Source organism: Rhodococcus sp. NJ-530, assembly GCF_003860625.1.
GTDB lineage: Bacteria > Actinomycetota > Actinomycetes > Mycobacteriales > Mycobacteriaceae > Rhodococcus_F > Rhodococcus_F qingshengii.
Window position 1 is genome coordinate 139,301 of record NZ_CP034156.1, and the last position, 12,201, is coordinate 151,501.

Below are 12,201 nucleotides of genomic sequence, written 5' to 3' on the forward strand. Positions count from 1 at the left end.
GGGTCCCGAATCAGACCGTCACACTGGTCCCGAATCAGACTGTCACCGCCACTCATGTCTCTACTCTGCGTGGGTGGTTCTGATTTCGCGCGGTTTTCAGGCGAGAGACTGCAGGACACTCACTGAGCACGCCGACCATCAGCCGTACTTTCACGTAGCTCCATACGCAGACACCGAGTCAGCCGATCTTCTCTTCCAGGCCGTTCAGGGTCTATCCCGTGATTGTTGTCGAGCAGATACGCGTTGGGCTCGACGACTCGGCAGGCCGGACACTGCCATCCGCTCAATCTTGTGCCCTTCTGTATCCCGCCTGCGCAATCCCACGATGCGGTCCACATCGCCGGGATCATGCGCTCTGACCACTCTCGAAAAGCAATCACACCCCGCAGTTCGATGTCGAAAAGCGTGACCTGCGCGTCGTTCATCGCATTTCCTGGATCAACTCTGCTGCAGGCCCGAGCACTTCGTCTTCGTCAGTCGCATCCTTTGCTCCTCGAAGGGCAACGGTGAGGCCGGCAACACCTAACAGGCATGTCATCGAGGCACCTGCCATGAACAGAAGATCACCCACGCGAGGTACCGATTTCGCTTGCCGGACGGATCCACGAAATCCACGCCTCATGCTCGTCTGCGTGCAGCGGAACAGAACCCGGATCATCCGGGTGAGCGTCCGCCCACGCTGATTGTTCGGCCACAAGATCCGCCACCGTCGCCCATGTTTCCGAGGTACAAGGCGGATTCACAACAGCCGCTTTGGCGAGCGCTCGGCAGGTAGCTCCACTGAGACTGAGGAGCTCGGTGCCGCAAATCCCTCGATCCCAGATATACCGAGCGAGTTTGATGGAATCGGCATACCTCGCGGCCTCCTCGTACGAGGTATGGGTGAAGTCCACGTGGGTGGTCACTGTTGCACCCGCGGATAGCGACGACGCCGCTCCGAGGCGGTCAACCCACCCCAGACACCGAAACGCTCGTCGTTCGCCAATGCGAATGCCAAGCAGTCGACACGAACCTCGCATCCTGCGCAGACCCGCTTCGCCGGCCGGACAGCTTCTCCCGGTTCAGGAAAGAATGCTTCGGGATCAGTGCGTTGGCACACTGCCCGCTCCTGCCACTCGACATTCCCAGCGGTATCGCCCGGGTGAATCTCGGTGATGGTCATAGCAACCACGACTCCTCTACACATCGGCCTCTCGGATTGATGGGCGAACGGTAGCCGCGGACCTGGACAGCCTGAGTCGACGTCGGCATTGAAGCGAAAGTCGTACGATTCCCGAGGTGCATATTCAGGCACAACCACTCAGATGTGGCTCTCAAAGGAGACTGTCATTTCCAATAAATTTGATCTTTCCAACGCCGATCTGTCCGGATCGAACATCGCCATCGGCAGTTCGGACTTCACCCAAAGCATCGGAACCCCCGCGAAGGGCGATCGCGAAACCCTCAAACAAGCACTGATCGGTGCCGGCGTATCAGCCGAGAGCTTGGAAGAGCTTTTTCAAGCCATCGCAGACGATGACGCCACCGAGCCGGGGCAAGGATACGGATCTCGCGTCAAGCAGTGGTTGGACGAGCAAACCGCCACTGTGCTGCCGGCGATCGCGACCGCTATCACCAACGCGGTCTTGCTGTATCACGGGCTGCCAGTGAGCTGAGCTCTAGACAATCACTCCCCGGCGGGCTCGGGGTCCTGGGCAATCTTCTGACTGAATTCCGAGCCTCCGAGGACGTTGTTCGAGCCCGAAAGATTCGAGTGCTGTAGGTAAAAATAATTGTTGACCACACTTGAGGCACGCTCATTCGTGCTGCGGCCCGCCCCCGGACTGCCCAGGCTCGGAGTTTCCTTCTGCAATTTCAGCGCTAGGTTGAGAGCGGTATTGCGGATCTCCTCAATGATTCCCTCCAATTGGCTCTGGTCCGCGTGCATATTTGCTGCCACCAAGCCCCAACCTGGCTCCATGATTGCTTTGGCAGTCCCTTGCTTCACCATCAGGTTGTAAGCAACCACCGCATCGGGCACCCAACCAAATGAAATCCCCCCAGCCTTGTCAGCCCAGTTTTTGATCTGGGCAGCACCTTGATCGAAGGTCAACGTGAACAACGGGCCACCACGGAAATTCTCAGGAAATGTGATCTCGGCAATTGGAACATTTGTGGTCTGACTCCCCCACCTGCTTATGAAATCACCACGCACCACTGCAGGAAACGGGCCGCGATACGCGGGCAGATCATCCCCGGGCCTGTACCCGGAAGCCTCTAAATTCGCCCATTTCTCGAGCTCAACCGCGCCAGTTAAGGAGCCGAGCACCTTAACCTTTCGTAGCAGCTCGGGCACAGGGGTATCTCCTGCCGCTGCCGCGATTAGATCCTGGAGAAATGTCATGGAGGTATCACACCAGATAGGGGCCGGAGCCCGCCCTTTGGTGTGGTGTCACTTGGGCGTCATAGCGGCAGGTGGAGTTCGCGCATCCGCGTCGGGTGCATGTAGGGCGGGCGAACACCTGCCAACCCGAACCCCGAGGTGACCGGCGTATCTCGCGAGGCCACACATGCGGCCGGTGTCGTGCGTCCCAGCGTCCCGTCGGCGTGCTCGTGCGAGAACTCCCACGGATCCTCGCCTGCGCGGTTCTCGAACTCCCACCGCAGAACTCGGCCCTCCCCGTGTGCGCGTTTCTTCCCGATCACATCGAGACCGGACAATATCGCCGCGACGGCCGTCAGGTCACCCACACCGCGCCAAGTGACAGTTCGCGAGTTGGTGATCATCAACGGCATGTACCTCGCCCGGTAGCGGCCCTGCCGGTCCGAGATCACTGCCGGCACGCTCGCCGCGAGTTCCTCGAGCCCTCGGTGATCAGTTCTGCTCGCCCAGTGCCGCACTACCGGATCTCCTGCCGGGTCTTCGGGGAACGAACACGTCGCGCACCAATGCCAGTCCGCGCCAGCCAGAGTGCAGTGCGCGAGCGGCAATTCGAGATCCGGCGGGGTCGCCTGCGGCGAGAGCGCCGGCACGTATTCGCCGCGGTCGAGGGCGCTCGCTTTGTGGTCGGCCCACAGTTCCGCAGCGAGGATGCCGTCCAAGGCGATCCCCCAGGGGCTTGCATGTGCCAACCCGGATGAGAGATGCGCCCTGACCAGGAAGGGAGCGAAAGCGTTGTCTGAGTTCATGTCAGCCACCCCAGTGCCTCGATCACGTCTTCTCGTAGCGGTTCCAGTTCCGCTCGCCAGTCCGCTACCTGCGGGCCGGGGCCGGTCAACACGGTCAGCTCCGACTCGGCGCGGACTCTGCCGTGCCCGATCGCGCTGCGCCCACCCAGGAAGCCGTCTCGCGAGAATCGTTCCCACACGTCACTGAAGAAGGCGATGTCGCGGTCGGTTGCCCGGTCCAGCCTCAGGAATGTTTCGAAATGTGTTCCTGCGGGCAATGTCTCGACCTCGAAGCGCATCAACATCGACGTCTGGTGCGCCGAAGTTCCCGAACCGGCGCCGGTGTCGGCATCGAAGGGCGCAGGGAAGGATTTGGTGCCGGCGTCGTCGAAGCGGCTGTAACTTTCCAGGGACATGAGCTCGAATTGCGACATCAGCACTCCCGGGTAAGGCCTGCTCATGATCGATTCTGTTTCCTTCACTCGGGGAACGACTTTGCCGACTTTCAGACATCCGTCGATCGGCGGCGCACCGCCTCCGTTTCCTCCGAACAGACTGATCGGCGGGACCAACTCGCGCAGGCGCTGACGCCTGCGGCCGGTCAGTGAGTCGCCGGCGACTTTGCTCAGGTTGCCGCCGTTGCGCAGTGCGTGCGCCGCGGAGAGAGGTATCTGTCTTTCGTAGCCGATCACATCGCGGAACAACTCCTCGGCGGTGCGTCGCAATGCTCCCCGCAGCGAGTTCCCCGACACGACCGGTACCAGCACTTTCCTCCCGTCCGGTTGCAGGATCGGTTCGCGGCGAAACAGTGTCGTCGTCGTTTCCGACTCCTCGCCTTTCTGCGAGATCGACGACAGGGCAGTCAGTTCGACATCCCATCTCACGGTCGAGCGCATCAGCTGACCTTCCTCGCGGCGCGGGCAGCGGCCACTGATTCGGCCACGATGCGGGTCCGCAGGACATAGGCCGTGGGGCGCTCCCGCAGCAGTGTCAGAACAGGCTCCGATTCGGCGCGCAGAAGAGCGGCCAGCTCCAGCCGTTCGTCGGTTGTTCGCGGCTCGGATTCGAGCGAACGTGAGACAACCGACCACCAACGATCTAGGTCGGCTCCTCCGACGTACGTCGCGACGCGGACTCGGTTCGGCAAATGCTGCGTCCAGTACGTCGCCCGGCGCCGGCCCACCCACGAATCCCAGTCCACGCCGTAGTGCAACAGCAACAGCAGCCGCTCGGCCACGTTCTCCACACCGTGCAGCTGTGGGAGGCCTGCGGGAGCGGCAGCGAGCCAGCGGTCGGTCGGCGTCGTCATGCGTGCGCCTTGCTGCGAGGCGGTTTGGTGGCCAACAGCGCCAATGCCCACCATCGGTCGACGTGGCGGTACGGGGACAGGTGATCCCAGTCCTCGAAGATCGCCGGCCACCTACGCGCCGGCACTGTGCGTAGCACTGCATACGGGGCTGCGCTCTCGCCGAGCATGCGTTCACCGAAGCCGTGAGAGCGCAGTCGGCGCATCGCGGCAGCTGCTGCGACATCGCGATCCGACCACGGCAAGGAGGTGTCTTCGACGGCAACAGCCCCCCACCGGGCGTGCGGCAGGATGTGTTTGCGGGCCGGGCGACGCAACGGCACCACCAGCGCGATCTCCGACGTCAACGGTGCCGACAAGGTCCGGGCCAGGCGCGGCTGCGTCAGTTCGGTCATCGCCGGCGCGGTGGTGATCAGATGCATTCGGGTTCGCAGCTCCGGGGTCTGATACGCCCACCGGCACGGTGCGCAGAGACCTTTCTCGGTCGGAGCCTTCCACGAGTCGAATGCGGTGAAGGTCCGTGAGATCGCCGACCGCGCGGGCTCGATCGGTGTGTCGGCCTTCGCGCAGCGCGCACACCGCCCCCTCTGCAGTGGGTCCTTCTCAGATGAACGATTCGTCGATGCGAACGCCGCCTCTACGACCTCCACGCACGAGGTCACCTCCTGTAGTTTTTCTTTCATCACGCTCCTCCTCCTGTGCAGGTGCCCCGAGTCGGATCGGCTTCGAGGCCTTACATACACAGGAAGATCCGGCCGAAGGGCCGCGTGTGACAACAACGCCAGAAATACCCATCGAGCACCCAGGGAAGCGGCAGAGATATGAGTGGCACCCCTCGCGCGGACGGACTAGATCTGACCACACTGCGCGCACTGCGGCGCCCACGTCCGAACCTGGCCGCGATCAAGGAGCGCATCGAGGAACACCTCGACAATCACGACGGATATCTCGCCTTCTCCGGCGGCAAAGATTCACTCGTCGCCCTGCACCTGACCACAGCGGTCGAGCCGAACATTCCTGTCGTCTTCTTCGATTCAGGGCTCGAATACCCACAGACCTACGAGTACATCGCCGACCTCGCCGACGCATGGAACCTCAATCTCGAAGTGCACCGAGCCGACCCACCCCTGCTGACCGTCCTCGCGGACTCCGGCGAATGGGATCACCACCTGCCCACACGAGCAACAACGCGAGCGCTCCGCGACATTCTCATCGGAGCACCCTCACGCGCGGCCCACAAGGCCCACGGACCGGGAGAGATCTGGGGTGTACGTGCCGACGAATCAGCGAAAGGGACCGGACGCTGGTCGATGTACTACAACGCTCTCAACGTCCGAGTCACCGAAGATTGCACCGACTGCTGCACCACAGCAGCGCAGCAGCGCCAAACACATGGCGGTGCCCTCGACCGTGCCGACGGCACACACGTTTTCGGGCCGGTCTGGAACTGGAGCAGCGAAGACATCTGGACGCACATCGCCGCGCACGACCTTCCCGTCAACCCCATCTACGACAAGCTCCGCCGCCTCGGCACCCCCGAGCAGCACCTACGGGTCTCACACATCCTCGACGGAGCGTTCCTCGAACGCGGCCGCATCACCAGACTCAGACGCGGATGGCCTGCACTTTTCGAAGAACTCGCCCGAGTCCTCCCGCGGATCCGCGAATTCGTCTGACCTCGAAACCACATACGCTCGAAAGAAGCTACGCTTTCGGCGTTATTGGACTGCGCGCAAACAGTTTTCACCTTCGCGAGGGAAGCACCACGATTCCCTCACCAATTCAGTCACACACCTGGACCTCGACACTGGAGGTCGCTAGCGTCGCATAAACCAGTGCTTGCATCGCAATAACTTTCGCGCGCTCCATGTCCGTTCCCATCACGTGCTCCGATTGGTCGACGCGCGACAAAGCTCGGTCAGCCCAAAAAGTCGGACCCTGAACTGTAACCATGAGAATTGGCTCCTAAAAGAATTGGCGGGTTCGTGTTGACCCGCTCACAACCTTTCACACATGTGCAGCCGTCCGCGACCCCACTTTGCAACTCGGCGTTGCCCTCTCAATACGGCGACAAAAACAGCAGCAGGCCGCCACCTCGACCAATCTCGTGGGGAATATTCCCTCACAAGATCAGGACCGCCGATGGTGCTGCGGTCTGGGTCGGTGTGGCGACCTGCTGCTCGTCGCACATTCGAGATTAGCCGAGGGCTACGACACATCGATCAGAAAGGGTGCGCCGGCGGGCTGCTTTCTCACGCTTTTGCGGGCGCAGCGACGAGTCCCGATGTAGACGGACCGGGGGTATACGTGGTGTGCGTTTTTTAGGCCGAGCTGTCGTGCGCGGAATTCTGTTCGGACGTTTGGGGTGCATTCGCGGCGGCCGTGTTTTCTGCCGGCGCCGACGAGGATCGCTTGCTCGACGCTGCGGCCTTCTTCTTTTTCGGTGCGTTGTATCCCATAGCGGCGAGTTCCTTGACGGTCCACCCGCCCGCGATCGCGCGTTCGTGGGCGAGGCGGATCGTGTCCTCTGCCTCAACCCGTGCCGCGTCGATGGCAGCAAGCTCAGCTTCCGCCTCGCCGATGGCACCGACGAGAGCGACTCTCGTTGCAATCGCCTCCTGCGCCAACGATTCTGCGGCCTTGCGTGCTGTCTCCAGCGCCTTCTTGTGGCTTGACGGCGTTGTCGCGGTCATGGCAGTGGTATCTCCTTCACTCGAGGTTGTGCTCGCATCAATCTCAGCGGTGCTCTGTTGAGGTTCTCTGCTGTCGTTACGCAAATCGTAGTGGCCCGCGGCTGTGCTGTCGGGTGCGCTGTCCGTCACTGTCATCCCCTCCCACTGTGAGTGAGCGCAGCCGTCACTGCAGGCCCCCACTGAATCAACAGCGTCGTCAGCGCCGCCGGGATCAGGGCGGCGGCCCCGACACCACTGAGCGTCGAAACACTGCGACCTGGCCGCTCGGCCCGGCAGTTACTCACAGTGGAAGATAGGTCCGTCATCAGAGGAACCTGGCCGGGATCATGTCCGAACGGACTGCGCTGATCTGCACCAATTGACCGGTCTGAGGTGCCTCGATCATCTTGCCCTCGCCGAGATAGATCGCGACATGATTGGCGCCGTCAGCCTGCCAATTCCCAAACAGCAGGTCACCCGGCTGTGCCTGGCTCATCGGAATCTGGTGTCCGGCGCGGAACTGCTCCTGCGACGTCCGAGGCAGCACCTTGGTTCCGCCGCTTCCGATGAAGTACGCGAAGCGGCTCAGTCCGGAGCAGTCGTAACCGGCGATCGGGCCGCCCGTTCCATCACCCATCGACGGACCGGTCAACAAACCGCCGCCCCACTGGTAGGGAAGTCCGAGTGCCCGCATCGCAGCTTCGATGACAGCGCGAGCGAACTCAACATTGCGAGGAAGGTTGGGATCGAACTTCAAATCCGGCACCGCCGACGGTGCGAACAGGCCTGTGAGCGAGGGTATCCCGGCAGCGTTAGATGGTTGTGCGCTGAACACGGAGGGCAGAAGCGCAGGCCCTCCGGCAGGTGTCGTGTCATTCGCCGATGCGTCTTCGACAGCGGATCCGTTCGGCGCCGACACGGCCGGCGGAACCGAGTCCGGTCCGGGAGCAGGAAGGGCGACGTCGGGGATCAGAGCCTGTGCCTGCGGCGGGAGGATCTCTTGTATCTGCGCCGCAGCGTCTTTCAGTTCCGGGGGTAGCGCACTTTCCGCCTCGGACTGCCACGCAGGAGGAATCTGCTCCTGCAGCTGCGTCAGGGCAGTTGTTGCCTGGTCCAGGTACGGCTGCGGATCTGGAATGAACTGGGAGGCAGCCGGTGCCTGTTCCTCGACTACCGAGGTGATGGTGTCGGTGATGACTGGCTCTACGCCAGCTCCCTGCGCTGCCGATGCGCCGGCTACTGCGACGCCGACGATGAGTGATGCGATGTCCATGATGTCTTCCTTTGCCGGATGTTGGTGCGGCCGAGGGGAACAACTGTCTCGATGACCGCGGGGACTTTCCAGTGCGATCCGGACAGTAGAGACGGACCTGGACAGCTCAGGTGCCTGCAAGCAATCGACGAACATAAGACCAGGTCAACGACCTTCCCTGGCGAGCGCTCCGACGGCTCTTTTTCTTTCACCCGAGTAACTCGTACCCGAGCCGGAGGTCCTCGTCGGAGACAACGATGAGGTCATCGTCGTGTGTGCGCACCAGCCATTGCCCACACGAGAGCGGTATCCAGCGCCCCTCGGAATAGACGGCAGCGAATGCACCAACGTCGACGAATCGCGCGTAAGTGAGAGAGCCGAGTTGCTCCCACACATCAGGGTCATCGGCGAGAGACACCAACCGGTATGCACCAATCGCCTTGTCGGGAGTCGAGAGATCCTTCCACGCGAATTCCGTGAGTTCGTCGAGAGTGGTGTTACCGGGAATCGCATGAATCGAGTGAGACACAGGAGCCTTCACCCCATCAACGGCACCTAGTGGCCGAATTTCAGTGATGCTCATGGAGTCCCTCCCTCGGATTCTCGAGGCCACGTCTGCGCCCTCACTGCAGCGCAATTCGAGCAGTAGTTCTCGTCGACGGAATGTGTCCACCCTGGCTCGATCGCGGATCTCACGACACTGCACGATGACAAGTAGTTCACCGGAACTTCTCGAGTAGTTCCACACGCATCACAGTTCACGGTGATCGACATCGTCAATTGTCAACTCCCGGATTCACCAGAGCTCCGCCAGTTGCCCCCACTGTCATGGTCTCTGGCTCCGGAGCAATGATGGTGACAGGAACTGCGCCACGGATCCGCTCCTCAAATCTCAGGCAGAGCCGCGCGTACACCACCAACCCTGTTTCCGAGTTCGTCATAGTGCCACTGATCCACCGTTCGTCGATCCCGTCGATGATCTGTCTCAACGTCGGCCGACGTTCCCATTCTGCTTCGCGGGCGTACCGGTTGATCGCCGCGGCAATACGTTTAGGTTCGACGCCATGTCCGTAGATGCACACCGGTATCGCTGGATGAAAGTCGGGTGGAACGAGGAACCACTCTCTGAAAAGCCCGCGCAGCCTGCCCAGTGGGGTACTGGTGATTCGCACTCCGTAGCAGTGCTCACTGAAATTCTCGGGGCCGACTGGACTGAGGACATGCGTGCCCAGTTTCGCCCGACTCGTAGCGTGTCTTCCATGCTTAGCGATTTTCTCGACCACTTTCCCTCACTTCCGTTCTCTCACTTGCGTCGAAGCGGCCGGCGCAGTCTTCGAGATCTGCAATCGTCTGCCACGCGTGCTCCCAATCCCCACCTTCGTGAGGGTCCAGTACTTCCACGGCGTTTCGTAGGGCTAGTGCAGCGACACTGAACGCTGACACTGCGGTACGGGCAACCGGCGAGTTGACGAGATCCCTGTACGGGATGTCCTGCCGCAGACGGCACCGGCGGCACAGGCGTCCGTCGATATCCGAGTCCAGCCCATCGTGGTACCAGTCCGGCGTGACGCACCGGCAGTGCGTCTTCACTTCTTCTGTAACGGCTGGCAGGGAGTTCGGGCAGGGTTTGTTGGTTCCGCCGCCGCCGGCCGGGTAGCGCTCGTGAATCGTGTTGTGAGACCCATTCAGTCCGAAGCAGAACGGGCACCGTGTTACCGCCTTCGCATTCGTCTCCTCTTCCGCAGGTTCGGCAGGGGCGGAACCATCTGAACCGCCGACATTGTCGGCGGTTGCCGTACCGATATCGGGACACGCCTTGGCGGGTTCGGTTGCCAGGAACCATGCGAGCAGACGGTGGGCGGCTTCTCGGCTGGCGATGTTGCCGTACTGAAGCGCGCAATTCGACACCTGTCGTATCTCTTCCGCCTCTTCAGTGGTGATGCGCCGGTGACCGTTGAGCTGTAGCCAGTAGAAGACAGCTTTCCCTGCTTCCAGGAAGAACTCGTCGGGCTCTGAGCCGTAGGGGACACCTTCACTGGCTTCGATCGCGACTCTTCCGATGTCGATCGCGAGTTCGTCTGCGGCTGTGAGGTTATCGGCGTCGAAACCTGTTGCCGGTTCCGCTGCGGGGGTGAGGGATCCGTTGCCATGCTGGTGCGCGGTGGCGTCGGCTGGGGTGGCGGTCATCTGTGGTGTCCCCTTTCGATGTGGGCCTTGTTCGTTCGCCTCACGTCAGCGGCAGCTGTCACCTTGTGGGTATGTGGATGCAGCGACGTCGAGCAGTTCGACACGGCCGTGGTTGTGGTGCTGTGAAGGATCGCGAGCGCGGCACGGATATCGCGGGCTGCGGAGGCGAGGTGGGTGGCGATGTCCTGATTGTCGGCTTCGGCGGCGAGGAACAGTTCCAGCTCTTCTGGGTACGTTCTCGGGCCTGTGTAGAGCCCTCGGAGTTCTTCGCGTGCATCAGCTATCCCGGCGAGGGCATCGTCGAGGGCCGCGAGCATTGCTCGGAGTCGCCGTTCGGCCGGGTCGGGGAAAACTTCTGCGGGGCGGTATGTCTGAGTCATGAGCGGGTAACTCCTGTCGTGTCATGTCGAGTTTCGAGGACCGTTCGTAGGTGTCAGGAGGCGGAATCGGTCCCGGGGGTACGCCGATCGGCGGACGGGAGGACCGCAACGATGCGGCTCTGTACCGACCGCCTGCGGCTCACCTCGATGTCTCCGGCGATCAGCTCGCGCATCCGATCTGCGATGTCGCCGTCGTCTTCGTAACCGCTGCAGAAGATTCTGTCGTCCGGGCCGCGCACACCGCGCTCTGTATCGAGGATCGTGTAGTACGGGACCCTGCGGAGGTTGAACGGGCTGGTAAGGATCGCGAACCTGCCATCGCCGGATGTGGCTCGCACCCTCCACCATCGCCGGGACTCCGCGAATTGCACGCGGTGCCCAATTTCGAGCGCGGTTGCAGCGACCGAGAGTGATGAGCAGGGTGCGATTCGGTCGCCAACACCCGATTCATTGCTCACGACTGCGCCTCAGAAGACGTAGTTAGTAGGACATCAGGTGGAAGGGCGGCGAGGGCGGCGTGGATCTGTGCGGCGCGTTGGAGGGTGCCGCGTACGCCAGCGGGGTACGCAAATCCACGGACGTCAACCGGGTCAGGTTGCAACGCAAGGATAGACACGCGCTCGGCGAGAGACACACGCTCAGCGAGCGCGGCGTGCTCACTGCAGGTAAGGGATTTGAAGCAGCCCGGCACCGGAATATCCCGTAGGGCGGATTCGAGGTGCAGCCAGGGTTCTTGGTTCGAAACCACGGCGCCCTGCATGTCTGCGCTGTCGATGCTCGTCATGGCTGAATTCCTTTTTTCCGAGAGGTTGGGATCGTTTCCGTGCGGAGATTTCGAGATTGAAGCCGAACAACATCGAGAGTCCGTAAAAGTCGAACGCAGGACACCCGTTGCGCCTTGGTTTCAGGCGATAGGACCGGTGGTAAAGGTCAGGATCTCGGACAAACGGCCGGAGAACACGAGGTAGATGATGATTCCCAGTGCTACAGCACTGACCAGAACCGGGATGAAGGAGACGAGTCGGATCGGCTCTCCCCGGTCGACGGCCCCACTGATGCCGTTGCCGACGGCCACGCCGACTGGGATCAACGCGAAGAACCCGAGAAAGTAGAGCCAGGCTCCGGTCGCCACACCTCCCATGAGTGCGGCGCCTGCGGCGAAACCTATCGTCGCGATTGCCCGACTGAGGCGGGTTCGTCGTCTACCGTTCGACAAGCGGATGTGATCATCACCATCGGTAGAACTCATCTACTTCT

General features: G+C 61.8%; 21 protein-coding genes. 2 read left to right on the forward strand and 19 right to left on the reverse strand.

The genetic code is table 11. From position 1 onward, the window contains the following. Positions 1 to 119: 119 nt before the first annotated feature. From EHW12_RS32250 to EHW12_RS32260, 4 genes are read right to left on the reverse strand one after another with little or no spacing between them, the layout of a single operon-like run. Positions 120 to 425 (reverse strand): hypothetical protein, encoded by a 306-nt coding sequence (locus tag EHW12_RS32250; protein ID WP_082920792.1) that lies wholly within the window; start codon positions 423 to 425, stop codon positions 120 to 122. Beyond that, the gene (locus tag EHW12_RS34870) at positions 422 to 571 is read right to left on the reverse strand and encodes a hypothetical protein (protein WP_164490668.1); all 150 of its coding nucleotides are present in this window, start codon (positions 569 to 571) and stop codon (positions 422 to 424) included. The genes EHW12_RS32250 and EHW12_RS34870 overlap by 4 nt, the downstream gene beginning before the upstream one ends. Then, the gene (locus EHW12_RS32255; protein ID WP_064445094.1) at positions 564 to 905 is read right to left on the reverse strand and encodes a hypothetical protein; all 342 of its coding nucleotides are present in this window, start codon (positions 903 to 905) and stop codon (positions 564 to 566) included. Before EHW12_RS32255 ends, EHW12_RS34870 begins: the two co-directional genes overlap by 8 nt. Further along, positions 902 to 1,162, reverse strand: a complete 261-nt coding sequence (locus tag EHW12_RS32260; protein ID WP_064445093.1) for a WhiB family transcriptional regulator — start codon at positions 1,160 to 1,162, stop codon at positions 902 to 904. Before EHW12_RS32260 ends, EHW12_RS32255 begins: the two co-directional genes overlap by 4 nt. Before the next feature lie 142 nt (positions 1,163 to 1,304). Here EHW12_RS32260 and EHW12_RS32265 point away from each other — a divergent pair, with 142 nt between their 5' ends. Further along, complete coding sequence (locus EHW12_RS32265; protein WP_064445092.1) at positions 1,305 to 1,655, forward strand: hypothetical protein; 351 nt, start codon at positions 1,305 to 1,307, stop codon at positions 1,653 to 1,655. A gap of 11 nt (positions 1,656 to 1,666) precedes the next feature. Here EHW12_RS32265 and EHW12_RS32270 read toward each other — a convergent pair whose 3' ends face one another. The 5 genes from EHW12_RS32270 to EHW12_RS32290 are packed head-to-tail and all read right to left on the reverse strand — an operon-like array spanning position 1,667 to position 5,136. Then, positions 1,667 to 2,383, reverse strand: coding sequence for a hypothetical protein (locus EHW12_RS32270; protein ID WP_064445091.1), 717 nt, complete (start codon positions 2,381 to 2,383; stop codon positions 1,667 to 1,669). 59 nt (positions 2,384 to 2,442) lie between these two features. Beyond that, complete coding sequence (locus EHW12_RS32275; RefSeq protein WP_125053218.1) at positions 2,443 to 3,168, reverse strand: hypothetical protein; 726 nt, start codon at positions 3,166 to 3,168, stop codon at positions 2,443 to 2,445. After that, a complete protein-coding gene (locus tag EHW12_RS32280; protein WP_054781793.1) occupies positions 3,165 to 4,043 on the reverse strand; it encodes an RAMP superfamily CRISPR-associated protein in 879 nt (292 codons plus the stop codon). Before EHW12_RS32280 ends, EHW12_RS32275 begins: the two co-directional genes overlap by 4 nt. Next, on the reverse strand, positions 4,043 to 4,456 hold the full coding sequence (locus tag EHW12_RS32285) for a hypothetical protein (protein WP_003941562.1): 414 nt from the start codon (positions 4,454 to 4,456) through the stop codon (positions 4,043 to 4,045). The genes EHW12_RS32280 and EHW12_RS32285 overlap by 1 nt, the downstream gene beginning before the upstream one ends. Continuing rightward, positions 4,453 to 5,136 carry a hypothetical protein gene (locus tag EHW12_RS32290; RefSeq protein WP_054781794.1) on the reverse strand — a complete coding sequence of 228 codons (684 nt, stop codon included), beginning with the start codon at positions 5,134 to 5,136 and terminating at the stop codon, positions 4,453 to 4,455. The genes EHW12_RS32285 and EHW12_RS32290 overlap by 4 nt, the downstream gene beginning before the upstream one ends. Before the next feature lie 138 nt (positions 5,137 to 5,274). Between EHW12_RS32290 and EHW12_RS32295 the strand changes: the two genes are divergently transcribed. Further along, on the forward strand, positions 5,275 to 6,129 hold the full coding sequence (locus EHW12_RS32295; RefSeq protein ID WP_125053220.1) for a phosphoadenosine phosphosulfate reductase family protein: 855 nt from the start codon (positions 5,275 to 5,277) through the stop codon (positions 6,127 to 6,129). Positions 6,130 to 6,774: 645 nt separating this feature from the next. Here the strand turns inward: EHW12_RS32295 and EHW12_RS32300 are convergent. The 10 genes from EHW12_RS32300 to EHW12_RS32340 all read right to left on the reverse strand — a co-directional run bounded on the left by EHW12_RS32300 (position 6,775) and on the right by EHW12_RS32340 (position 12,193). Continuing rightward, positions 6,775 to 7,146: a hypothetical protein gene (locus tag EHW12_RS32300; protein ID WP_238592786.1), complete on the reverse strand. Its 372-nt coding sequence runs from the start codon at positions 7,144 to 7,146 to the stop codon at positions 6,775 to 6,777. A 131-nt stretch (positions 7,147 to 7,277) separates the two neighbouring features. Then, positions 7,278 to 7,451: a hypothetical protein gene (locus EHW12_RS34875; RefSeq protein WP_164490669.1), complete on the reverse strand. Its 174-nt coding sequence runs from the start codon at positions 7,449 to 7,451 to the stop codon at positions 7,278 to 7,280. After that, positions 7,451 to 8,398: an NlpC/P60 family protein gene (locus EHW12_RS32305; protein WP_064445088.1), complete on the reverse strand. Its 948-nt coding sequence runs from the start codon at positions 8,396 to 8,398 to the stop codon at positions 7,451 to 7,453. Before EHW12_RS32305 ends, EHW12_RS34875 begins: the two co-directional genes overlap by 1 nt. A 187-nt stretch (positions 8,399 to 8,585) precedes the next feature. Continuing rightward, positions 8,586 to 8,960, reverse strand: a complete 375-nt coding sequence (locus tag EHW12_RS32310) for a hypothetical protein (RefSeq protein ID WP_064445104.1) — start codon at positions 8,958 to 8,960, stop codon at positions 8,586 to 8,588. A 193-nt stretch (positions 8,961 to 9,153) separates the two neighbouring features. Further along, positions 9,154 to 9,549, reverse strand: a complete 396-nt coding sequence (locus tag EHW12_RS32315; protein WP_082920798.1) for a hypothetical protein — start codon at positions 9,547 to 9,549, stop codon at positions 9,154 to 9,156. 91 nt (positions 9,550 to 9,640) lie between these two features. Then, positions 9,641 to 10,564, reverse strand: a complete 924-nt coding sequence (locus tag EHW12_RS32320) for a hypothetical protein (protein ID WP_064445086.1) — start codon at positions 10,562 to 10,564, stop codon at positions 9,641 to 9,643. Beyond that, positions 10,561 to 10,944 (reverse strand): hypothetical protein, encoded by a 384-nt coding sequence (locus EHW12_RS32325; protein WP_064445085.1) that lies wholly within the window; start codon positions 10,942 to 10,944, stop codon positions 10,561 to 10,563. Before EHW12_RS32325 ends, EHW12_RS32320 begins: the two co-directional genes overlap by 4 nt. Before the next feature lie 53 nt (positions 10,945 to 10,997). Beyond that, complete coding sequence (locus tag EHW12_RS32330) at positions 10,998 to 11,282, reverse strand: hypothetical protein (protein ID WP_125053222.1); 285 nt, start codon at positions 11,280 to 11,282, stop codon at positions 10,998 to 11,000. Positions 11,283 to 11,398: 116 nt separating this feature from the next. After that, entirely contained in the window at positions 11,399 to 11,728 is a 330-nt protein-coding gene (locus tag EHW12_RS32335) for a hypothetical protein (RefSeq protein ID WP_064445083.1), read from the reverse strand. 120 nt (positions 11,729 to 11,848) lie between these two features. Next, positions 11,849 to 12,193: a hypothetical protein gene (locus EHW12_RS32340; RefSeq protein ID WP_125053224.1), complete on the reverse strand. Its 345-nt coding sequence runs from the start codon at positions 12,191 to 12,193 to the stop codon at positions 11,849 to 11,851. Between the last annotated feature and the right edge of the window lie 8 nt (positions 12,194 to 12,201).